The organism is Microbacterium sp. NPDC087592 (assembly GCF_044743585.1).
Lineage (GTDB): Bacteria > Actinomycetota > Actinomycetes > Actinomycetales > Microbacteriaceae > Microbacterium.
The window spans coordinates 343,969-363,671 of sequence record NZ_JBIUWT010000002.1 but is presented as its reverse complement, the minus strand read 5'-3'; the positions used below and the strand labels follow the sequence as shown (position 1 = coordinate 363,671).

18 protein-coding genes are annotated in these 19,703 nt (G+C 67.8%); 5 read left to right on the top strand and 13 right to left on the bottom strand.

All coding sequences use genetic code 11. The features are described 5' to 3' along the window. Positions 1 to 3: 3 nt before the first annotated feature. The 8 genes from era to hrcA form a co-directional block, all read right to left on the bottom strand. Positions 4 to 900 carry a GTPase Era gene (era, locus tag ACIOTO_RS14665; RefSeq protein WP_029261719.1) on the bottom strand — a complete coding sequence of 299 codons (897 nt, stop codon included), beginning with the start codon at positions 898 to 900 and terminating at the stop codon, positions 4 to 6. Then, entirely contained in the window at positions 893 to 2,188 is a 1,296-nt protein-coding gene (locus tag ACIOTO_RS14660; RefSeq protein WP_029261718.1) for a hemolysin family protein, read from the bottom strand. The genes era and ACIOTO_RS14660 overlap by 8 nt, the downstream gene beginning before the upstream one ends. Next, positions 2,185 to 2,643 carry an rRNA maturation RNase YbeY gene (gene ybeY, locus ACIOTO_RS14655; protein WP_029261717.1) on the bottom strand — a complete coding sequence of 153 codons (459 nt, stop codon included), beginning with the start codon at positions 2,641 to 2,643 and terminating at the stop codon, positions 2,185 to 2,187. The genes ACIOTO_RS14660 and ybeY overlap by 4 nt, the downstream gene beginning before the upstream one ends. Then, positions 2,640 to 3,665 (bottom strand): PhoH family protein, encoded by a 1,026-nt coding sequence (locus ACIOTO_RS14650; protein ID WP_400858592.1) that lies wholly within the window; start codon positions 3,663 to 3,665, stop codon positions 2,640 to 2,642. Before ACIOTO_RS14650 ends, ybeY begins: the two co-directional genes overlap by 4 nt. Positions 3,666 to 3,744: 79 nt before the next feature. Then, the gene (locus ACIOTO_RS14645; RefSeq protein WP_029261715.1) at positions 3,745 to 4,095 is read right to left on the bottom strand and encodes an HIT domain-containing protein; all 351 of its coding nucleotides are present in this window, start codon (positions 4,093 to 4,095) and stop codon (positions 3,745 to 3,747) included. 64 nt (positions 4,096 to 4,159) lie between these two features. Then, positions 4,160 to 4,888, bottom strand: coding sequence for a 16S rRNA (uracil(1498)-N(3))-methyltransferase (locus ACIOTO_RS14640; protein ID WP_400858411.1), 729 nt, complete (start codon positions 4,886 to 4,888; stop codon positions 4,160 to 4,162). Positions 4,889 to 4,890: 2 nt separating this feature from the next. Continuing rightward, the gene (gene dnaJ, locus ACIOTO_RS14635; protein ID WP_400858410.1) at positions 4,891 to 6,006 is read right to left on the bottom strand and encodes a molecular chaperone DnaJ; all 1,116 of its coding nucleotides are present in this window, start codon (positions 6,004 to 6,006) and stop codon (positions 4,891 to 4,893) included. A gap of 38 nt (positions 6,007 to 6,044) precedes the next feature. Continuing rightward, positions 6,045 to 7,076 (bottom strand): heat-inducible transcriptional repressor HrcA, encoded by a 1,032-nt coding sequence (gene hrcA, locus ACIOTO_RS14630; protein ID WP_029261712.1) that lies wholly within the window; start codon positions 7,074 to 7,076, stop codon positions 6,045 to 6,047. Between the two features lie 103 nt (positions 7,077 to 7,179). On the opposite strand from hrcA, the gene ACIOTO_RS14625 reads away from it, so the two are divergent. After that, complete coding sequence (locus tag ACIOTO_RS14625; protein ID WP_400858409.1) at positions 7,180 to 8,598, top strand: carboxylesterase/lipase family protein; 1,419 nt, start codon at positions 7,180 to 7,182, stop codon at positions 8,596 to 8,598. Between the two features lie 19 nt (positions 8,599 to 8,617). On the opposite strand, the gene hemW is transcribed toward ACIOTO_RS14625, so the two are convergent. From hemW to ACIOTO_RS14600, 5 genes are all read right to left on the bottom strand, one after another. Continuing rightward, positions 8,618 to 9,835 (bottom strand): radical SAM family heme chaperone HemW, encoded by a 1,218-nt coding sequence (hemW, locus tag ACIOTO_RS14620; RefSeq protein WP_400858408.1) that lies wholly within the window; start codon positions 9,833 to 9,835, stop codon positions 8,618 to 8,620. After that, entirely contained in the window at positions 9,835 to 10,488 is a 654-nt protein-coding gene (locus tag ACIOTO_RS14615; RefSeq protein ID WP_029261708.1) for a DUF1990 family protein, read from the bottom strand. Before ACIOTO_RS14615 ends, hemW begins: the two co-directional genes overlap by 1 nt. A gap of 91 nt (positions 10,489 to 10,579) precedes the next feature. Then, on the bottom strand, positions 10,580 to 11,065 hold the full coding sequence (locus ACIOTO_RS14610; RefSeq protein ID WP_400858407.1) for a DUF1990 family protein: 486 nt from the start codon (positions 11,063 to 11,065) through the stop codon (positions 10,580 to 10,582). Positions 11,066 to 11,068: 3 nt separating this feature from the next. Then, complete coding sequence (gene lepA, locus ACIOTO_RS14605; RefSeq protein ID WP_400858406.1) at positions 11,069 to 12,922, bottom strand: translation elongation factor 4; 1,854 nt, start codon at positions 12,920 to 12,922, stop codon at positions 11,069 to 11,071. Between the two features lie 115 nt (positions 12,923 to 13,037). Next, positions 13,038 to 14,768 (bottom strand): ABC transporter family substrate-binding protein, encoded by a 1,731-nt coding sequence (locus ACIOTO_RS14600; RefSeq protein ID WP_051662504.1) that lies wholly within the window; start codon positions 14,766 to 14,768, stop codon positions 13,038 to 13,040. 366 nt (positions 14,769 to 15,134) lie between these two features. Here ACIOTO_RS14600 and ACIOTO_RS14595 point away from each other — a divergent pair, with 366 nt between their 5' ends. From ACIOTO_RS14595 to ACIOTO_RS14580, 4 genes are read left to right on the top strand one after another with little or no spacing between them, the layout of a single operon-like run. Beyond that, complete coding sequence (locus tag ACIOTO_RS14595; RefSeq protein ID WP_029261704.1) at positions 15,135 to 16,115, top strand: ABC transporter permease; 981 nt, start codon at positions 15,135 to 15,137, stop codon at positions 16,113 to 16,115. A gap of 1 nt (position 16,116) precedes the next feature. Beyond that, positions 16,117 to 17,034 (top strand): ABC transporter permease, encoded by a 918-nt coding sequence (locus ACIOTO_RS14590; RefSeq protein ID WP_051662503.1) that lies wholly within the window; start codon positions 16,117 to 16,119, stop codon positions 17,032 to 17,034. Next, entirely contained in the window at positions 16,985 to 19,087 is a 2,103-nt protein-coding gene (locus ACIOTO_RS14585; protein ID WP_400858405.1) for a dipeptide ABC transporter ATP-binding protein, read from the top strand. The genes ACIOTO_RS14590 and ACIOTO_RS14585 overlap by 50 nt, the downstream gene beginning before the upstream one ends. After that, positions 19,084 to 19,662: a PH domain-containing protein gene (locus ACIOTO_RS14580; protein WP_400858404.1), complete on the top strand. Its 579-nt coding sequence runs from the start codon at positions 19,084 to 19,086 to the stop codon at positions 19,660 to 19,662. The genes ACIOTO_RS14585 and ACIOTO_RS14580 overlap by 4 nt, the downstream gene beginning before the upstream one ends. Positions 19,663 to 19,703 lie beyond the last annotated feature (41 nt).

The following is a 19,703-nucleotide window of genomic DNA, read 5'->3' as shown; positions in this document are numbered from 1 at the left end:
ATCTCAGAAGCCGAGCCTGCCGAGCTGTTTCGGGTCGCGCTGCCATTCCTTCGCGACCTTGACATGCAGGCCGAGGAACACGCGGGTGCCCACCAGCGCCTCGATGCCGACGCGGGCACGCGCGCCGACCTCGCTCAGTCGCTTGCCCTTGTGCCCGATGATGATCGCCTTCTGGCTGTCGCGCTCCACGACGATCGACGCGTGCACGTCGGTGAGATCAGTGCCCTCGCGCGGCGCGATGTCGTCGATCACGACCGCGATCGAGTGCGGGAGTTCGTCGCGCACCCCCTCGAGAGCCGCCTCGCGGATCATTTCGGCGATGCGGTCCTCCTGCGACTCGTCGGTCGTGATGCCCTCCGGATACAGGGCAGGGCCCTTCGGCATCAGCAGCAGGATCTCGTCGGACAGGACGTCGAGCTGGTCCCTGGTGAGCGCGGACAGCGGGATCACCGCGGACCAGTCTTCACGCAGCGCGTCGACCTCCAGCAGACGCTCGGTGATCTCGTCGCGGGCCGCGACATCGGTCTTCGTCACGATCGCGATCTTCTTGGCGCGGGGATAGCCGTCGAGCGACGCGGCGATGCGGCGATCACCCGGGCCGACCTTCTCATTCGCCGGCACGCAGAACCCGATGACGTCGACGTCGCCGAGCACCTGCTCCACCAGGTCGTTCAGCCGTTCACCGAGCAGTGTCCGCGGCTTGTGGATTCCGGGGGTGTCGACGATGACGAGCTGCCCCTCCGGACGATTCACGATGCCGCGGATCGCTCGACGCGTGGTCTGCGGCTTCTCGCTGGTGATGGCGATCTTCTCGCCGACGAGCGCGTTCGTCAGCGTCGACTTGCCGACGTTGGGGCGGCCGACGAAGGTCACGAACCCGCTTCGGGTGTCGTCAGTCATCGTGTCGATCTCCTTCATCCTGCGAAGCGTCAGGGTCCCCTGCCGCACGTTCCACGAACACCGTCGCGATCCCGCGACCTCGGCCACGAGAGGCTCCTCCGGTGAGGACCAGGCCCTCCACCGTCGCCGTCGCCCCGGGTTGCGGGACCTGTCCCAGCGCCTTGCCGAGCAGACCGCCGATCGAGTCCACGTCCTCGTCCTCGAGTTCGAGACCGAAGAGGTCGCCCACGTCCTCCAGGGAGAGACGGGCACTCACGCGGTAGCGTCCGTGACCGAGATCGACGAACTCTGCGGATACCTGATCGTACTCGTCGGAGATCTCGCCGACGAGTTCCTCGATCAGGTCCTCGAGGGTCACCAGGCCGGAGATGCCACCGTGCTCGTCGATCACGAGGCACACGTGCACGGCGTCGCGCTTCATCTGCTGCAGGAGCGTCTCGGCGCGCATCGACTCGGGCACGAAGGTCGCCGGTCGCGCGATCGGCCGGATGGATGCGGCGCGCCAGGCACTGTCGTCGCGATACGCGAACTGCACGAGGTCCTTGAGGTACAGCACACCCACCACGTCGTCCGCGTCGTCGTCCACGACGGGCATCCGGGAAACGCCGCGGTTCAGGAACAGGGACATCGCCTCGTCCGTCGTGGCGGTGGCATCGACGGTCACCATCTCCGTCCGCGGCACCATGACGGCGCGGACGAACTGGTCCGTGAAGTCGAACACCGAGTGGATGAGGTCGCGGTCGTCCTCCTCGATCAGATCGTTCGAGGCGGCCTCATCGACCATGCTGAGCAGCTGGTCCTCGCTGGCGAAGGAGCTGCGGCCCGTGCCGGGTGTGACCTTGTTGCCCAGCACGACGAGCCCCTGCGCGAGCGGTCCGAGGAAGATGCGGAGCCCTCGGACGATCGAGGCGGTACCGCGGATCATTCCCTCGGCGTGCTGGCGACCGAACGACCGCGGGCTCGCGCCGACGAGCACGAAGGTGATCGCCGTCATCAGCAGAGCGGCGGCGAGCATCGCCCACCAGTTGTTGTCGATGAGCATGGTGAAGGCGACCGTCACCAGCACCGCAGCGGTCACCTCGGCGAGCACACGGATGAACGCGACCGCGTTCACGTGCGCGTCGAGATCGGCGGCGATTCGCCCCAGCGCCTTGGCCCGGCGTCCCTCGGTCGCCATGTCGGCGAGATTGGCGCGGGAAGCGACACCGTAGGCGGCGTCGATCGCCGCCATGAGACCGCCGAACGCCACCAGCAGGACGGCGGCGATGAGAAGGAGGGCGGCCGTCATCGGCGGCGTTCAGCCGCGGCGAAGCCCTGGATCAGTTCCTTCTGCAGTCCGAACATCTCACGCTCCTCGTCGGGCTCGGCGTGATCGAATCCGAGAAGGTGCAGAAGGCCGTGGGTGGTGAGCAGGATCAGCTCGTCCATCAGGGTGTGACGCGCGGCCTGAGCCTGTGCCTCCGCCACCTGCGGGCACAGCACGATGTCGCCGAGGAGACCGGGAGCGGTGGGGCGGTCCTCCGTGCCCGGACGCAGTTCATCCATCGGGAAGCTGAGCACGTCGGTGGGACCGGGCTCATCCATCCACTGCACGTGGAGTGCCTCCATGGCGCCCTCGTCGACGAGGACGATCGCCACCTCGGCGTCCGGGCTGACGTGCAGCTGCGCCAGGTTGTAGTCCGTGAGTCGCTGCAGCACGGTCTCGTCGACGTCGATGGCCGACTCGTTGTTGATCTCGATCATGAGAGTCCTCGTTTCGGCATGCGGTCACGTGGTCCTGGGCGCTGCGCTCCCCTGCGGTCGGCGCGATTGGCGAACTCCGCCGCCTGCTCGCGCTCGAAGCGCTGCGCCGTGCGCTTCTCGTCGTACTCGCTGTACGCGTCGACGATGCGTCCGACCAGCGAGTGACGGACGACGTCGTCGCTGGTGAGTCGCGAGAAGTGGATGTCGTCGATGCCGTCGAGCACACGCGTGACCAGACGCAGTCCGGAGGAGCCCTGCGGGAGGTCGACCTGGGTGATGTCGCCCGTCACGACCATGCGCGTGCCGAAGCCGAGGCGCGTGAGGAACATCTTCATCTGCTCGGGTGTGGTGTTCTGCGCCTCGTCGAGCACGACGAACGAATCGTTCAGGGTACGCCCGCGCATGTAGGCGAGAGGGGCGACCTCGATGGTCCCGGTGGCCATCAGGCGCGGCACGATCTCGGGGTCCATCATCTCGTTGAGCGCGTCGTACAGCGGTCGCAGGTACGGATCGATCTTGTCGGTCAGCGTGCCGGGGAGGAACCCGAGGCGCTCTCCCGCTTCGACGGCAGGACGGGTGAGGATGATGCGCGTGACTTCCTTGCGCTGCAACGCCTGGACGGCCTTCGCCATCGCCAGGTAGGTCTTGCCCGTGCCGGCAGGGCCGATGCCGAAGACGATCGTGTTCTCCTCGATCGCGTCGACGTACTCCTTCTGCCCGAGCGTCTTCGGACGGATCACCTTGCCGCGCGTGGTCAGGATCGCCTCGCCCAGCACCTCGCTCGGCCGGGGACCCCCCTCTTGGCGCAGCATCCGGGCGGAGCTGGAGACGTCGCTCGGAGCCAGATCATGACCTGCCCTGGTCATGGCGAGCAGCTCTTCGACCAGCGCCTTGGCCTTCGCGACCGCATCCGCGTCGCCGCCGAGGGTGATCTCGTTGCCGCGCACCAGCACCTGGACGTCGGGGTGCTCCTTCTCGAGCATCCGCAGCAGCCGGTCCTGGGGTCCGAGCAGCTGCACCATGGCGACACCGTCGGCGTAGATCTTCTCGACCGCCTCGGGCGGTCGACCGCCCAGGCTGCGCTCCTGCGGTTCGTTGTTGTCAGGCACCGACGCTCTTCTCGGTCAATCCCCCGGCCAGCACATGGGCATGGACGTGGAAAACGGTCTGTCCGGCGTTCGTGCCGGTGTTGAAGACGAGGCGGAAGTCGCCGTCGTCGGTGTGCTCGGCGGCCAGCTTCCCGGCGAACGCCACCATCTCCGCCAGGAGGGACGGGTCCCCCGCGGCGAGCTCGGTGACATCGCGGTACTCCGCAGTCTTCGGCACCACGAGGAGATGCACCGGCGCCTGCGGCGCGATGTCACGCAATGCGAACAGGCGGTCGGTCTCGCCGAGGATCTCGGCAGGGATCTCCCCGTTCAGAATGCGCGTGAAGATCGAGGGTTCCGTCATGCGCTCAAGTCTACTGATCGCCGCGTCCCCAGCGGCCTGACGCCGTGGGCGGCCGGAACGCAGCTCACCATCGGCCGAGCGCGACCGACAGCACGGCGATCGCCGCCGGGCCCGCCGTCGACGTCCGCAGCACCGTGTCGCCCAGGAGCACTCTTTCGGCGCCCGCAGCTGTCAGCCGGTCGAGTTCTTCCTCGGCGATCCCGCCTTCCGGCCCCACGACCAGCACCAGATCGCGATCGTCGGCCGAGATCTCGGAGAGGCGCACGGATGCGGTGGGGTCGAGGAGCAGCACGCGCTGCGAAGTCGCCCGCTCGGCGAGCTGCGTCGTCAAGACCGGTGCGGTGACCTCGGGCACCCAGGCCCGATGGGCTTGCTTCGCGGCCTCGCGCACGATGGTCGCCCACCGTTCGCGACCCTTGACCGCCTTCGGTCCCTCCCAGCGGGAGACGCTGCGGCTCGCCTGCCACGGTACGATCTCGTCGACGCCGAGCTCGCACGCCGCCTGCACGGCCAGCTCGTCGCGGTCGCCCTTCGCGAGCGCCTGGACCAGAACGATCCGAGGGCTCGGAGCCGGATGCTCGACGCGGTCGGAGATCCGCACCTCGACGCGGGTCGGGGACACCTCTTCGGCCGCGCCGATCAGCCACACGCCCGCGCCGTCGCCGACCGTGACCGCCTCGCCGACCCGCAGGCGCCGCACGACGGCGGCATGCTTCGCCTCAGCGCCGGTCAACGACACGAGGTCGCCGATTCCGGCATCCGTCGACGACTCGACCAGGAAGTGCAGCGCCATGATCAGTGGCTGCGGAAACGGTCGCGGAGCTTCGAGAAGAGACCGGGCTGGAACTGCGCGAGCTGCGGATCCGGAGCCTTGGTCTTCTTCGCGAAGTCCTCGATCAGCGCCCGCTGCGCGGAGTCCAGCCGGGTGGGCGTCAAGACCTGCACGCCGACGCGGAGATCTCCGCGCTGGGTCCCCCGGAGCGGGGTGATGCCCCGCCCCTTGATGGTGAGCACGTCGCCGGACTGCACGCCCGCGCGGATCTCGAGGTCGACCTCGCCGTCGAGCCCCTGGATCGTGGTCTCGGCGCCGAGGATGGCGTCGGTCATCGACACCTCGAGCGTGGCGAGCAGGTCATCGCCCTCACGACTGAAAGCGGGGTGGGCGTTGACCGTGACCTCGACGTACAGGTCGCCGTTCGGGCCGCCCGCCTTGCCGACCTCGCCCGAGCCGGGCAGCTGAAGGCGAAGGCCGGTCTCGACGCCGGCGGGGATGTCGAGCGAGACCGTGCGACGCGAGCGCACGCGGCCCTGGCCTCCGCAGGTGCCGCACGGGAACGGGATGGTGGTGCCGTAGCCCTCGCACGTGCCGCAGGGCTGAGAGGTCACGACGTTGCCGAGCAGGCTGCGCACCTGACGCTGCACGTGTCCGGAGCCGCCGCAGATGTCGCAGGTGACGGGGGACGTACCCTCCTGGCAACAGGAGCCCTGGCACGTCTCGCACAGCACGGCGGTGTCGACGTCGATGTCGCGGTGCGCGCCGAAGACGACGTCACCGAGGTCGAGCGTGACACGCACGAGAGCATCCTGTCCGCGCTCCCGGCGCGAACGGGGTCGTGCGCCGCGACCGCCGCCCTGGGAGGCACCGAAGAACGTCTCGAAGATGTCGCCGAACCCGCCGAATCCGCCGAAGTTGCCAGCGGCGCCGTCTCCTCCGCCCATGTCGTAGCGGCGCCGCGACTCGTCGTCGCTCAGCACGTCGTACGCATGCGTGACGAGCTTGAACTTCTCCGCCGCATCCTCACCGGGATTCACATCCGGGTGCAGCTGTCGCGCGAGACGTCGATACGCCTTCTTGATCTCGTCGGTGGAAGCGTCTCGGGACACCCCGAGAACCTCATAGTGGTCCGCCACAATCGCCTTTCTGCGTGTGTCTTCCGGTCGCGACCGCGTCAGCGGCCGGCCTCGTCTTCGTCGAGCATCCGCGACAGGTAGCGGGCGACCGCCCGTGCCGCCGCGAGATTGCTCGGGTAATCCATCCGCGTCGGCCCCATCACGCCGACGCGCGCGGTGCCGCTGGGCGCGGCGTAGTTGCTGGCGACGATCGATGCCTCACCGAGGCCGAACGGTGCGTTCTCGGTGCCGATGCTGGCGGCGAGTCCGTGCTCGTCGGTCACCATCTCGCTCATCAACCGCAGCAGGGTCACCTGCTCCTCGATCGCCTCGAGGAGCGGATGGATGCTGCCGCGGAAGTCCTGCTCGCGACGGGCCAGGGTGGCAGCTCCCGCCATCACCAGACGCTCCTGTCGGAATCCGCTGAGCTCGTCCATGACGACGCTCGCGATCGCGCGAAGCACGTGATCCTTCGGCGCGTCCTTCACGGCGAGCAGTGCCTGCAGGCGGTCCGAGGCCTCGCCGATGCCGTGACCGGTGATCAAGGCGGCCATGCGTGCACGCAGCACCGCCATCTCGGCCTCGTCGATGGCCTCCGGCAGCTGGGCCACGCGTTGCGACACACCGCCGGCGTCCGTCACGAGGACGATCAGGAGTCGATTGGGGGCCAACGCCACCAGCTCGACGTGCGTGACGTGAGCACGTGCGAACGAGGGGTACTGCGCGAGCGCCACCTGACCGGTGAGCTGCGTCAGCACCCGCACGGTGCGCACCATCAGGTCGTCGAGGTCGGCGGGCTCGCCGAGGAACGACTCGATCGCCGAGCGCTGCGCGGACGAGAGCGGCCGCAGCTGCGCCAGGTGATTCACGAAGACGCGGTAGCCCTTGTCGGTCGGCACCCGACCGGACGAGGTGTGCGGCGCCGTGATGAGCTCTTCGTCCTCGAGCAGCGCCATGTCGTTGCGGATCGTCGCCGCCGAGACGCCGAAGGAGTGCCGGTCGACGATGGATCGGCTGCCGACGGGTTCGTGGGTCTCGACGTAGTCCTGCACGATCGCGCGGAGAACCTGGAGTCCTCGCTCTGTGACCATCGCCCTTCCCTTCCGCTGGCACTCGGACGTTCAGAGTGCCAATCCTACCCCGTGCAGCTCGGGATTCTCCGTAGCGCGGATGCGCGACCCTAGGATGACGCTCATGACCTCCTCACCTCAGACCACGTTGTCGAGCGGCATCGTCCGCGGCTCCGCGGAGGAGGGGGTCGACCGCTACCTCGCCATCCCCTATGCCGCACCACCGTTCGGCGAGAACAGGTTCCGCGCCCCACGGCCGGTACCGGCGTGGGAGGGCATCCGTGAGGCGACGCAGTTCGGCCCCACGGCACCCCAGCTTCCCTACGCCGGCGCGATCGGCGAGCTCCTCGGCTCCGTGCATATCGACGGCGAGGACATCCTCACGGCCAATGTCTGGGCACCGTCCGGGGCCTCCGCGGCGCCGGTGCTCCTGTGGATCCACGGCGGGGCGCTGGAACGGGGCACCGCTGCTCTGCCCCTCTACGACGGCACGGTCTTCGCGAAAGCGGGGATCGTGTTCGTCTCCATCAATTACCGCCTGGGCTCGGAGGGTTTCTCGGTACTCGAAGGTGCACCGAGAAACCTCGGACTGCGCGACGCCGCTGCGGCGCTGGAGTGGGTGCACCGCGAGATCTCCGCGTTCGGCGGTGATCCCGCGCAGATCACCGCGATGGGAGAATCCGCCGGCGGGGCGATCGTCGCCGGGCTTCTCGCGCGCGACGAATCCCGCGAGCTGATCCATCGGGCGATCATCGAATCCGGACCGTTGGCTGCACAGCCGGCGAAGCAGGCGGGACGGGTGACCGCACAGCTCGCAAAGCGCCTCGGTGTCCGGGCCGACCGTGACTCGTTCGCCGCGCTCTCACCCGATCAGCTGCTCGAAGCGCGAAGGGCCCAGTCCGCAGGCTCCTCGCCGCTGGGCGGAGCTCCCGGCTTCCAGTTCGCCATCGACCCGGACAGCCTGCCCCGCTCTCCGCACGAGGTTCTCGGCGAGATCGACACCCCCCTGTTGATCGGCAGCAACACCGACGAGTACCGGTTGTGGTTCCCGCCCGAGGCTCTGGCCGGCATCAGCGAGCTGAAGCTGCAGGCCGCACGGATCCTCTCCCGCATCCCTCGTCGAGCAGTGCGCGAGTATCGCTCGGCCTTCCCCGGGGCGAGCACCGGCGAGGTGTTCGGGCAGCTCGTCACGGACATGATGCTGCGAGGGCCGTTGAGTCGTGTGGCGGCAGCGCGACCGGAGCGCACGCATGTGTATGAGTTCGCGTGGCCGAGTCCGGTTCGCGATCTGCGCGCCGCGCATGCACTCGAACTCGGGTTCGTGTTCGATCGGCTCACGGACGACGAGACGGTGCGGCTGGCGGGCCGCGACGCCCCGCAGACGCTCGCCGACGAGATGAACGCGGCCTGGGTGGGGTTCGTCACGAACGGCGACCCCGGCTGGCCGGCGTACGGGCCCGGCCGACAGACGCGGGTCTTCGACACCACCAGCACGACGCTGCCGCAGCGGCGGACCACCGGCATGGATCTGCTCCCGGGGTGAGCCCGACCGGCGCGGGCGCTCAGTCGGTGAGCTCGCGCACCACGGCATCGGCGAGGAGTCGTCCGCGCAGGGTCAGCTGGACGCGGCCGCGGATGGCTGCGGCCGGGTCCACGAGCCCGTCGGCGATCAGCCCGGCGACGCTGCTTCGGTTCGCGGCGGGCACCTCGTCGATAGCTATGCCCTCGCGGATGCGGCTCAGCAACAGGATCCGCTCCAGCGTCCGCGACTCGGCGTCCGGACGTTCCGTGCCTGCGGCGGGCGACTCGGATGCCGCGAGCCGCTGCGCGTACGCCGCCGGATGTTTCACATTCCACCAGCGCAGCCCGGCGACGTGACTGTGCGCTCCGGGGCCGAAGCCCCACCAGTCGCTCCCCCGCCAGTACGCGAGATTGTGCCGCGACCGCTGCTCGGGCGTGCGCGCCCAGTTGCTGACCTCGTACCAGTCGAAGCCACCGGCTGCGAGACGCGCGTCGGCGAGCTCGTACATGTCGGCCTGCAGGTCGTCATCGGGGGTCGGAACCTCTCCGCGGCGGATCTGGCGAGCGAGCTTCGTGCCCTCCTCGATGATCAGCGCGTAGGCGGAGATGTGGTCGGACTCCAGCGCGAGCGCCGCGTCGAGCGAGGCTTCCCAGTCGGCGAGCGACTCCCCCGGCGCCCCGTAGATCAGATCGACGCTGACGGCGAGACCCGCGTCTTTGGCCGCGGCGACCGCGGTGGTCACGTTCTCGGGCCGGTGCGTGCGGTCGAGCGAGGCGAGCACGTGCGGCACAGCCGACTGCATACCGACCGACATCCGCGTCACACCGGCGGCGGCCAGCGTGCGCGCGACCGCGGGCGTCACGGTGTCGGGGTTCGCCTCGACGGTGACCTCCGCGCCCTCCGCCAGTCCGAAAGCTGAGGTCGCGGCCTCCAGCATCCGCGCGAGATCGCCGGCCGGCAGCAGTGTGGGCGTACCCCCGCCGAAGAAGACGGTGTCCATCGGCCGCAGCGCCCCCGCGTCGGCCAGCACCCGACGGGCGAGGCCGATCTCGGAGATCAGCGTCGATGCGTAGTCCTCCTGCTTGGCGCCGCGGAGTTCGGTCGACGTGTACGTGTTGAAGTCGCAGTAACCGCAGCGCACCGTGCAGAACGGGATGTGCAGGTAGGCCGAGAACGGCACACTCGTGTCGACGGGAAGGTCGTCGGGCAGATGCCCGTCCGCCGGCGCAGGGTCTCCCAGAGGAAGCGGTCCCGCCATCACAGGGGGGTCGCGTACAGCGGGGAGATCGCGCGGAGGTAACGCGCGAAGAGCTCACGACGACGGCGCTTCACGAGTGCAGGCACGGTGCGGTACAGCAGCGCGTGTGGAGCGTCGAAGGCGCGGACGGTGAACCAGACCTCGTCGTTGTCTTCACGCCAGTCCACGTCGAAGGACTCCTCGCCGCGGACGACGGATCCGCCGACGGTGCCGAGGACGAAGCCGATGCGCCGAGTTTCCTCGGTCACCGAGATCACCCGCAGCTCCGCGTCCGCACGCATGCTGCCGACGCGACCGCGCAGATGAAGAGTCATCCCCGCACCGACGAAGGGCATGCCCTCCGCGTCGTAGCGGGGCTCGACGTCGCGCTTGCTCGGCGCGATCGGGTTGCCCTCCGCGTCGAAGCTCACCCCGGCGTAAGCAGGGCCGGGCGCCGGGCGCACGTCTTCGACCGAGAGTCCGGCCGCGCGCTGCGCCGTCCACGAGAGCAGCGCTTCACCGGCGGTCTGGAAGCGCTCGCTGCCGCTGCCGATACGCCAGGATTCCTCCGCCGGGATGCTGCGCTCCGGCGGGTACTGCATCAGATCGGGCGCGTGGGTCGCACCCACGGCCGCATAGTCCACCGTGTCGTCTCGGAAAGTCCCGCGCCGCATGAGTTCCAGCCTACTTCCCGTTACCTGAGCGAACACCCCCACGCGCCGCACGGCGACACATCTTCGGTCGGCGCACCCGGCCGGTCGAGCGTCACTGCGTGCGGGAAGCCGCCGCTTCGGCCTGCACGATCTTCACGTAGCGCGCATGGGTCGCGCGCTGCACCATCCGCAGGGCAGGACCGAGAACCCGCCAGAGTGCGGTGGAAGGGCAGGAGATGGACCGCGCCGTGAACACACCGTGCTCGTCGATCCGGAACGACTCCTCGCCGTAGATCGGGTGCCCGGGTCGCGTCTCATAGCCGAACCCGCTCTCATCGGCCCAGACGATGCGCACCGGCTCGACGAAGCGGATACCGAACAGGCGCTTCGCGAGCACACCTTCGAGGCCGGGCGTCGGCTCCTGGGGCGGCACCTCGAATCCGGCGCGTCGTTTGAACTCCCACGAGCACACCAACGCCGCGACGGCATCGCGCGCCGCCGGATCGACCACGGTCGAATGCTCGGCGATCCGCATCCCCTCCGGCGCTGTCGCGATCGGATGGCGTGTGATTCCCCGCTCGTATGCCGGCAGCGGCACGTGCTACTTCTTGTCCTTGCCCTCGACGTCGCCCGACAGCGCGGCGATGAACGCCTCCTGGGGGACCTCGACGCGACCGACCATCTTCATGCGCTTCTTGCCCTCCTTCTGCTTCTCGAGGAGCTTGCGCTTGCGGGTGATGTCACCGCCGTAGCACTTGGCGAGCACGTCCTTGCGGATCGCGCGGATCGTCTCTCGGGCGATGATGCGCGCACCGATCGCGGCCTGGATCGGCACCTCGAACTGCTGGCGAGGGATGAGCTTGCGCAGGCGCTCGGCCATCATCGTGCCGTAGGCGTAGGCCTTGTCGCGGTGCACGATCGAGCTGAACGCGTCGACCTTCTCGCCCTGGAGGAGGATGTCGACCTTGACGAGGTCGGCCTCCTGCTGCCCGGACGGTTCGTAGTCGAGGGAGGCGTAGCCCTGCGTCTTGGACTTCAGCTGATCGAAGAAGTCGAACACGATCTCACCGAGCGGCATGTTGTAGCGCAGTTCGACGCGTTCCTCCGAGAAGTACTCCATGCCGAGCAGCGTTCCACGGCGGGACTGGCACAGCTCCATGACGGTGCCGACGTAGTCCTTGGGCAGCAGGATCGCCGCCTTCACCATCGGCTCCGAGACCGAGCCGATGCGCCCATCCGGGTACTCGCTCGGGTTGGTCACGGTGACGGTCTCGCCGGTGTCGCTCGTGAGCACCTCGTAGATCACGCTGGGCGCGGTGGTGATGAGGTCGAGGTCGAACTCCCGCGCGAGACGCTCGGTGATGATCTCCAGGTGCAGGAGACCGAGGAATCCGCAGCGGAAGCCGAAGCCGAGGGCCACCGAGGTCTCCGGTTCGTACACGAGCGAGGCGTCGGAGAGTTTCAGCTTGTCGAGCGCCTCACGCAGCTCCGCGTAGTCGCTGCCGTCGATCGGGTACAGACCCGAGAACACCATGGGCTTGGGGTCCGTGTACCCCGGAAGCGCCTCGGACGCGGGCTTGCGCGACGTTGTGATCGTGTCGCCGACCTTCGACTGACGCACGTCCTTCACACCCGTGATCAGGTAGCCGACCTCGCCCACCCCGAGTCCCTTGGTCGGGGTCGGCTCCGGGCTCGACACACCGACCTCGAGCGCTTCGTGATTCGCTCCGGTTGACATCATCTGGATGCGCTCGCGGGGCGAGAGGCTGCCGTCCACCATGCGCACATAGGTGACCACACCGCGGTAGGCGTCGTAGACCGAGTCGAAGATCATCGCGCGCGCCGGCGCGTCCGCGTCGCCCCTCGGGGCGGGGATCTCCTTGACGAGCCGGTCGAGCAGCTCCTCGACGCCGACGCCGGTCTTGCCCGAGACGCGGAGCACGTCCTCGGGCTTGCCGCCGATGAGGGACGCGAGCTCCTTCGCGTACTTCTCGGGGTCGGCGGCCGGCAGGTCGATCTTGTTGAGCACCGGGATGATATGGAGGTCGTTCTCCAGCGCAAGGTAGAGGTTCGCCAGCGTCTGGGCCTCGATGCCCTGCGCCGCGTCCACGAGCAGGATCGCACCCTCGCAGGCCGCGAGTGAGCGCGATACCTCGTAGGTGAAGTCGACGTGGCCGGGGGTGTCGATCATGTTCAGGGCGACGGTCTGGCCGTCGAGTTCCCAGGGCATGCGCACGGCCTGGCTCTTGATCGTGATGCCGCGCTCGCGCTCGATGTCCATCCGGTCGAGGTACTGGGCCCGCATGTCGCGATCCGAGACGACGCCGGTGATCTGGAGCATCCGGTCGGCGAGGGTGGACTTGCCGTGGTCGATGTGGGCGATGATGCAGAAATTGCGGATCTGCGCAGCCGGCGTCGAGGCAGGCTGAAGAGGTGTGAGAGCGCGTGGGGACATGTCCCCTCGATTCTACGGTCAGGCGGTGTGAATCCCGATTCGCGTGATGCGACACCGGGGAAAGCACACTGGGCGGCCCCCGAAGGGACCGCCCAGTGTGGGGTGCGAACGGGGCTTACTTGGCCCAGCCCACGTTCTCCCAGAACTTCGCGCCGGTGACCGACTCGAACTGCGAGGGACCGTAGTTCACGAGGCCGTCGGCGATCGCGTACTGGTTCGGTCGTGCCGCGAGCGGGATCGTCACGGCTTCGCCCATGATGATCTTGTCGATCTCCTTCGCGATCTCGAGGCGCGCCTCGGGGTCGAGCTCGGCGTTGGCCTTCGCCCACAGATCGTCCAGACGCTCATCCGCGACACCGGGGAAGTTCTGCCCCGAGTCGGCCGGGTTGAAGATCGATTCCGTCGAGGAGATCGGGTACGGCGTACCCTGCCACGCGAAGATCGTCGCCTCGAAGTCACGCGTCTCGGTCGTGATGTACTTCGTGAAGAAGTCGGCCGACGGGACGGTGTCGATCTTGACGTCGAAGCCCGCCTTGGCGGCCATCGGCTGGATCTGCTGCGAGAGGATCGCCGAGTTCGGGGTCTCCGAGGGGATCACGAGGCGAACGGTCAGCTTGGTGCCGTCCTTCTCGCGGATGCCCTTGTCGCCCTCGACCCAGCCGGCGTCTTCCAGCTGCTTCTTCGCGGCGTCGACATCGAACGCGATGTCCGCGCCGTCGTCTTCGTAGCCGTTCTGGCCGTTGAGGAAGATGAGGTTGTTCAGGACCTCGGGCTCGACACCCAGCGGCTCGATGACGGCCTGAGCCATGATCTGACGGTCGAGCGACTTCGCGAAGGCCTGACGGACCTCGACGTCCTCGAACACGCCGGCGGTGCCGTTGAGCGTGACGTGGCTGTACGTCACACCCTTCGAGTTCAGAATCTCGGAGTCGGAGCGCGCCTTCGCGGACTCGAGCGTGTCGACGCTGGAGTTGATCGGAACGGCGTCGAACTCCTTGTTGGCGAACGCCTGGCCGACGGTCGACCGGTCGGTCGCCTTGTAGTTGATCGTGTCGAGCTTCGGCTTGTCGCCCCACCACGTCGGGTTCGGCTCGAACGTGATGGTCTTGCCGGTCGCGTCGAACTTGCTGACGATGAACGGACCGCCGGAGACGTAGGTCGAACCGTCAGCAGCGAACGGACCGTTCGCCCACGCGGTGTTGAAGCTCTCCGGCGTCTCCGTGAGCCAACGAGGGTAGATCGTGCCGGTGCCGAGGATGGAGGGCCAGTCGGCGTTCTTGTTCGCGAACGTGATCAGCACATCCTGGTCGTTCTCACCGGCCTCGACGGAGGCGATGTCGGACCAGACGTTGGTGGACGTCGGGGCGTACGCCTCGTTCTTGCCGTTCAGGGCGTTGAACTGGCCCTGGAAGTCCTGGACACCGATGGGAGTGCCATCGGACCAGACGGCGTCGGGGTTGATCTTGACCTCGACGACCTGAGGGTCCTCGCTCTTGAGCTCGACCGACGTGGCGAAGTTCGGGTCGGCTTCCCAGCTGCCGTCCTCGTTCACGACGACGAAACCGGGGGTGAACAGGCTCGCGATCGTGTTGTCGTCGACGGTGCCGGAATCGAGGTTGTAGAGGTTCCAGTTGGCCGGCGTCTCGTCGAGCGGCAGGTTGAGCGTGCCGCCGTCCTTGACGGCGTCGCGGTCTGCGGCGACCCAGCCGGTCCCGGGAAGCGCCTCGGGCGAGGAACCGCCGTCCCCCTCGTTTCCGCCGTTCGTGGCGGGCGCGCACGCAGAGAGCGCCAGCGCGACCGCGGCGATCCCGGCGAGGCCCGCCCATTTCTTGGAGTTCGACTTCATCGATCTCCCCCTTCTATCGTTTCGTGCAGACTGCACAGGACTCGTCCGAGCCGGGTACCGAAGACAGCGACCGGCTATGGAGCAACATCATCGATAATCGCCCCGTACACCGGCATGTCAGGCACGTGTTGTCCGGATCGTTACCTAGTTGTCGTTCAAGCCGCAGGATCGTGTGGCTGAAACGGGGTCGCGTCGTGGCTGACACCGCGTCGCGCCAGCCTGACCACCGTGAACATGGCAACATGGGGAGCCTGCCGGCGATCGAAGAGGATATGCCGGAGTTTTGGAAAGCGGGACTCGGGTGCCTAGAGTAGCGAGGCCGCAACAGATGTCGGGTGCGCGGCGATCCCGCGCCGAAGGAGCTCCATGATCGGATTCATCGCCAAGCGATTGGTGAACTATCTCATCCTCACCGTCATCGCCACGTTGGCCGGTTACGCCCTCGTCTCCACCACACTTCAGCCGGCGGCGCGGTTCCTCGGCAAGAATCCCCCCGTCCCGCAGTCCAGCATCGACGCCGCGCTCGACAAGATGGGCGTCAATCCTGACGTCTCGCTGCTGCAGCGCATGTGGGACTGGCTCGTCCAGTTCGTCACGACCGGCTCCCTCGGAATCTCGACTCGCAGCACCGAGGTGACGGCTGACATCATCGAACGGGCCGGCACGAGCCTCCGACTGCTGATCATCGGCTCCATCCTCGGCGCGATCTTCGGCATCCTGCTCGGTGTATGGGGAGCCATCCGCCAGTACCGCGCGAGTGATCAGATCATCACCTACGCGTCGTTCACCGTTCTCGCGACGCCGATCTTCGTGATCGCGGTACTCCTCATGATCGGCGCGACCTGGGTCAACAACGCGTCCGGTCAGCAGCTCATCAACTTCACCGGCGAGTACAGCGTCGGGGTCACCGGGTTCTGGCCCGTCATAGGCGATCGAATAGCGCATCTGCTACTGCCCACGATCGCGCTCACCGTGACCGCGGCAGCCTCCTACTCCCGGTACCAGCGCAGCGCGATGCTCGACGTGCTGTCCTCGGACTTCATCCGCACGGCACGCGCGAAGGGCCGCACCCGCGGATCTGCCATCATGCGTCACGGCGTGCGCGTCGCACTGATCCCCATGTCGACCTTCTTCGCCTACTCGTTCGGCACCATCCTGGCGGGCGCGGCCGTGACGGAGAAGATCTTCAGCTGGCACGGCATGGGCGAATACCTCATTGACTCCGTGTCGAACAACGACATCAACGCCGCGACCGGATCCATCCTGTTCGCCGCGATCCTGGTGCTCATCGCGGGCACGCTGGCCGACGTCCTCTACGCGGCCCTCGACCCCCGAGTGAGGATGTGACATGACGCTCGATCCCACACAGCTCGACGCTCCACCGCTCGAGCCGGAGAACGAGGAATCTCCCTCGATCCCCCGGTGGCGGCTGATCCTGGTCCGCACGTTCTCGACCAAGCGGGCCTGGATCGGCGCCGGCGTGCTCGTGCTGATGTTCCTGCTCGCGTACGTCGGACCGCTGCTCTACCCGTGGTCGTCCACCGACCAGGACTATCTCGCGTTCAACAAGGGGCCGAGCCTCGACCACTGGTTCGGCACCGACACGATCGGGCAGGATATCTTCGCCCAGTCGATGGCGGGTCTGCAGAAGTCCCTGCTCATCGGCCTCATCGTCGGACCGGTCACGGCACTCATCGCCGGGCTCGTCGGCGCGATCGCCGGGTACGTCGGCGGTGTATGGGACCGGGTGATCGTCTGGATCATCGACCTGCTCCTCGTGCTGCCGAGCTTCTACATCCTCGTGCTGCTGAGCCCGCTCTTCAAGGACCTGGCCTGGGTCGCGCTCGTCGTGTTCCTCCCCCTCTTCGGATGGATGGTGCTCGCGAGAGTCATCCGCGGTCAGACCATGTCGCTGCGCGAGCGCGACTATGTCAAGGCAGCGCGCTTCATGGGCGTCGGTGGATTCACGATCATCCGCCGCCACATCATCCCCAACGTGGCATCGCTGCTGATCATCGACGCGACGCTGGGTGTCGGCGCCGCGATCCTCGCCGAGACCACACTCAGCTACTTCGGCTTCGGCATCCAGCCGCCCGATGTGTCGCTCGGCACGCTGCTCGCTGCGGGAAGCGCCGCGGCGACCACCCGTCCCTGGCTCTTCATCCCGCCGGCGATCATCCTCGTCGCCACCGTGCTCGCGTCGAGTCTGCTCGGAGATGCCCTGCGTGACGCCGTCGACCCGACCTCGGAGAACAACCGTGCCTGAACCCCTGCTTCGCGTCCGCGACCTCAACGTCACCTTCGAGACGAAGGCCCGCACCGTCCACGCGGTGCGCGGCGTCAACTACGAGGTCAACCGGGGAGAGTTCCTGGCCATCGTTGGTGAGTCCGGTTCGGGTAAGTCCGTGTCGTCGATGGCGGTCATGGGCCTCCTCCCGAGCACCGCCAACGTCTCGGGCTCCATCACGTACGACGGCACCGAGCTCCTCGGCTCCACCGACCGGCAGCTGTCGAAGATGCGCGGTTCCGACATCGCGATGATCTTCCAGGACCCGCTCTCGGCACTGACGCCGGTCTACACGATCGGTCAGCAGATCATCGAGGGCCTCAAGCTGCACCAGCCCGGGCTCAGCAACCAGGCTCTGGAAGCCCGCGCGGTCGAGCTGCTCGACATCGTCGGCATCCCGGAGCCGCGCCGACGGGTGAAGTCGTTCCCGCACGAGTTCTCCGGCGGCATGCGCCAGCGCGCGATGATCGCGATCGCCATCGCGAACGATCCGAAGCTGATCATCGCGGACGAGCCGACCACGGCACTGGATGTCACCATCCAGGCCCAGATCCTGGATGTGCTCCAGAAGGCGAAGGAAATCACCGGCGCTGCCGTGGTGCTCATCACGCATGATCTCGGCGTCGTCGCCGGCAACGCGGATCGCGTAGCCGTGATGTATGCGGGCCGCATCGTGGAGACCGCACCGGTCGACGAACTGTTCGCACGTCCGGCGATGCCGTACACGATCGGACTCCTGCGCTCGATGCCGAGCATCGCCAACGGGGCCTCCGAACGTCTCGTCCCGCTCGAGGGACGTCCGCCACTGCTGACCGAGGTGCCCACCGGCTGCCCGTTCGCCGATCGCTGCCCCGCCGTGATCTCGGCGTGCCACGACATCGAACCCGACCTCGTCCCCGTCGCACCGCTGCAGTCCGCGGCGTGCATCCGTGCGGAAGAGATCGTCGACGGCCGGCTCCCCCGCGACGAGGTCTTCTCCCCGCCTGCCCCGGTCGAAGAGGTCGTCCGCGAGGTCGAGACCCGCGGCACCGTGCTCAAGGTCGAAGACCTGAAGCGGCACTACCCACTCACCAAGGGCACCGTCTTCCGCCGCCGGATCGGCACCGTCCGCGCGGTCGACGGCGTCAGCTTCGAGCTGGACGGCGGCAAGACCCTCGGCCTGGTCGGAGAATCGGGCTGCGGAAAGTCGACCACCGTCATGGAGGTGATGGAGCTCGCCCAGCCGCAGTCGGGGCGCGTCTCCGTCAACGGCATCGACACGGCCACGCTCTCTGCTTCACAGCGTCGCGCGCTCCGGACCGACATCCAGATCGTGTTCCAGGACCCGGCGGCCTCGCTCGACCCGCGTATGACCGTCGAAGAGCTCATCGGCGAACCGCTCACCGTGCACGACGTCCCGGCGAAGGATATCTCGCGCCGCGTGCGCCGGATGCTCGAGCTCGTCGGTCTCGAGCCGAGCTATGCCCGTCGCTACCCGCACGAGTTCTCCGGAGGTCAGCGCCAGCGCATCGGAATCGCGCGTGCGCTCGTCGTCGAACCGAAGATCCTCGTCCTCGACGAGCCGGTTTCCGCGCTCGACGTCTCGGTGCAGGCCGGCGTGATCAACCTGCTCGAGGATCTGAAGCAGCAGCTGGGACTCTCCTACCTGTTCGTCGCCCACGACCTCGCCGTGGTGCACCACATCGCCGATGACGTCGCCGTGATGTACCTCGGGCGCATCATCGAGTACGGCGACGTCGACGCGATCTTCAGCAACCCGCGCCACCCGTACACACGCGCGCTGCTGTCGGCCGTGCCGATCCCCGACCCGCAGATCGAGCGGACGCGCGAGCGCATCCTCCTCTCCGGAGACCTGCCATCGCCGACCGAGACGATCACGGGGTGCGCGTTCCGCTCACGGTGCCCGCTCTACGCGATCCTTCCTCCCGCACAGCAGGCCGAATGTGAGACCGTTTCTCCCGAGCTGCGCCCCGTGGAAGGACGCGACGTCTCCTGCCACTGGGCGGAGCAGGACATCCTGCAGACCGCGTGATCCGTGGTGACGGCGTGAGCGGCCGCGGCGCTGACCGCATCGTCATCCGCGGTGCATCGGGCTGGTGGATCAGCGGTGTTCTGGCGGCGCTCTTCGCCTACCTGCTCATCGACGCGGCCGTTCGCGCGGAGTGGACGATAGTGCTCCTCTCCCTCCCCTGGATGGGAGTGGTGCTGCTCGTGTGCTGGATGCTGTTGATCCGGCCCTGCCTCATCGTCGCGCCATCCACGCTCACCGTGGTCAACGTCTTCCGCACGCACACGATCCCGTGGCATGAGGTGGCCGAACTCCACGTGCGGTATCAGCTCGTCGTCGAGTTGACCGACGGCACCGCGATCCGCGCCTGGGGCTCACCCACCGTCCGGCCGCGTCGGGACCGGGAAGCCGACGCGTCGACGACACACCGTTCCCGCGCCTTCGTCGGTGTGGTGGAGGCGATCGACCACGCGCGTGATGACGTCGGGCGGGCTCCGACGGGTGAGGTGGCGCGAACCGTGATCGTCGCGTGGCTGCCTCTTCTCGCTCTCGCCCTCGCCGTGGCTCTCGGCGTCACGGCAGCCGGCCTGCTGTTGTGACGCGGGGTCTCGGCATAGACGCCGAGATCCTAAGCTGAACG

Excerpts from the sequence above, each read along its gene's own strand:
- era (WP_029261719.1), bottom strand. The coding sequence starts at position 900 with ATGACTGACGACACCCGAAGCGGGTTCGTGACCTTCGTCGGCCGCCCC.
- ACIOTO_RS14660 (WP_029261718.1), bottom strand. The coding sequence starts at position 2,188 with ATGACGGCCGCCCTCCTTCTCATCGCCGCCGTCCTGCTGGTGGCGTTC.
- ybeY (WP_029261717.1), bottom strand. The coding sequence starts at position 2,643 with ATGATCGAGATCAACAACGAGTCGGCCATCGACGTCGACGAGACCGTG.
- ACIOTO_RS14650 (WP_400858592.1), bottom strand. The coding sequence starts at position 3,665 with ATGGTGCAGCTGCTCGGACCCCAGGACCGGCTGCTGCGGATGCTCGAG.
- ACIOTO_RS14645 (WP_029261715.1), bottom strand. The coding sequence starts at position 4,095 with ATGACGGAACCCTCGATCTTCACGCGCATTCTGAACGGGGAGATCCCT.
- ACIOTO_RS14640 (WP_400858411.1), bottom strand. The coding sequence starts at position 4,888 with ATGGCGCTGCACTTCCTGGTCGAGTCGTCGACGGATGCCGGAATCGGC.
- hrcA (WP_029261712.1), bottom strand. The coding sequence starts at position 7,076 with ATGGTCACAGAGCGAGGACTCCAGGTTCTCCGCGCGATCGTGCAGGAC.
- ACIOTO_RS14625 (WP_400858409.1), top strand. The coding sequence starts at position 7,180 with ATGACCTCCTCACCTCAGACCACGTTGTCGAGCGGCATCGTCCGCGGC.
- hemW (WP_400858408.1), bottom strand. The coding sequence starts at position 9,835 with ATGGCGGGACCGCTTCCTCTGGGAGACCCTGCGCCGGCGGACGGGCAT.
- ACIOTO_RS14615 (WP_029261708.1), bottom strand. The coding sequence starts at position 10,488 with ATGCGGCGCGGGACTTTCCGAGACGACACGGTGGACTATGCGGCCGTG.
- lepA (WP_400858406.1), bottom strand. The coding sequence starts at position 12,922 with ATGTCCCCACGCGCTCTCACACCTCTTCAGCCTGCCTCGACGCCGGCT.
- ACIOTO_RS14600 (WP_051662504.1), bottom strand. The coding sequence starts at position 14,768 with ATGAAGTCGAACTCCAAGAAATGGGCGGGCCTCGCCGGGATCGCCGCG.
- ACIOTO_RS14595 (WP_029261704.1), top strand. The coding sequence starts at position 15,135 with ATGATCGGATTCATCGCCAAGCGATTGGTGAACTATCTCATCCTCACC.
- ACIOTO_RS14590 (WP_051662503.1), top strand. The coding sequence starts at position 16,117 with ATGACGCTCGATCCCACACAGCTCGACGCTCCACCGCTCGAGCCGGAG.
- ACIOTO_RS14585 (WP_400858405.1), top strand. The coding sequence starts at position 16,985 with ATGCCCTGCGTGACGCCGTCGACCCGACCTCGGAGAACAACCGTGCCT.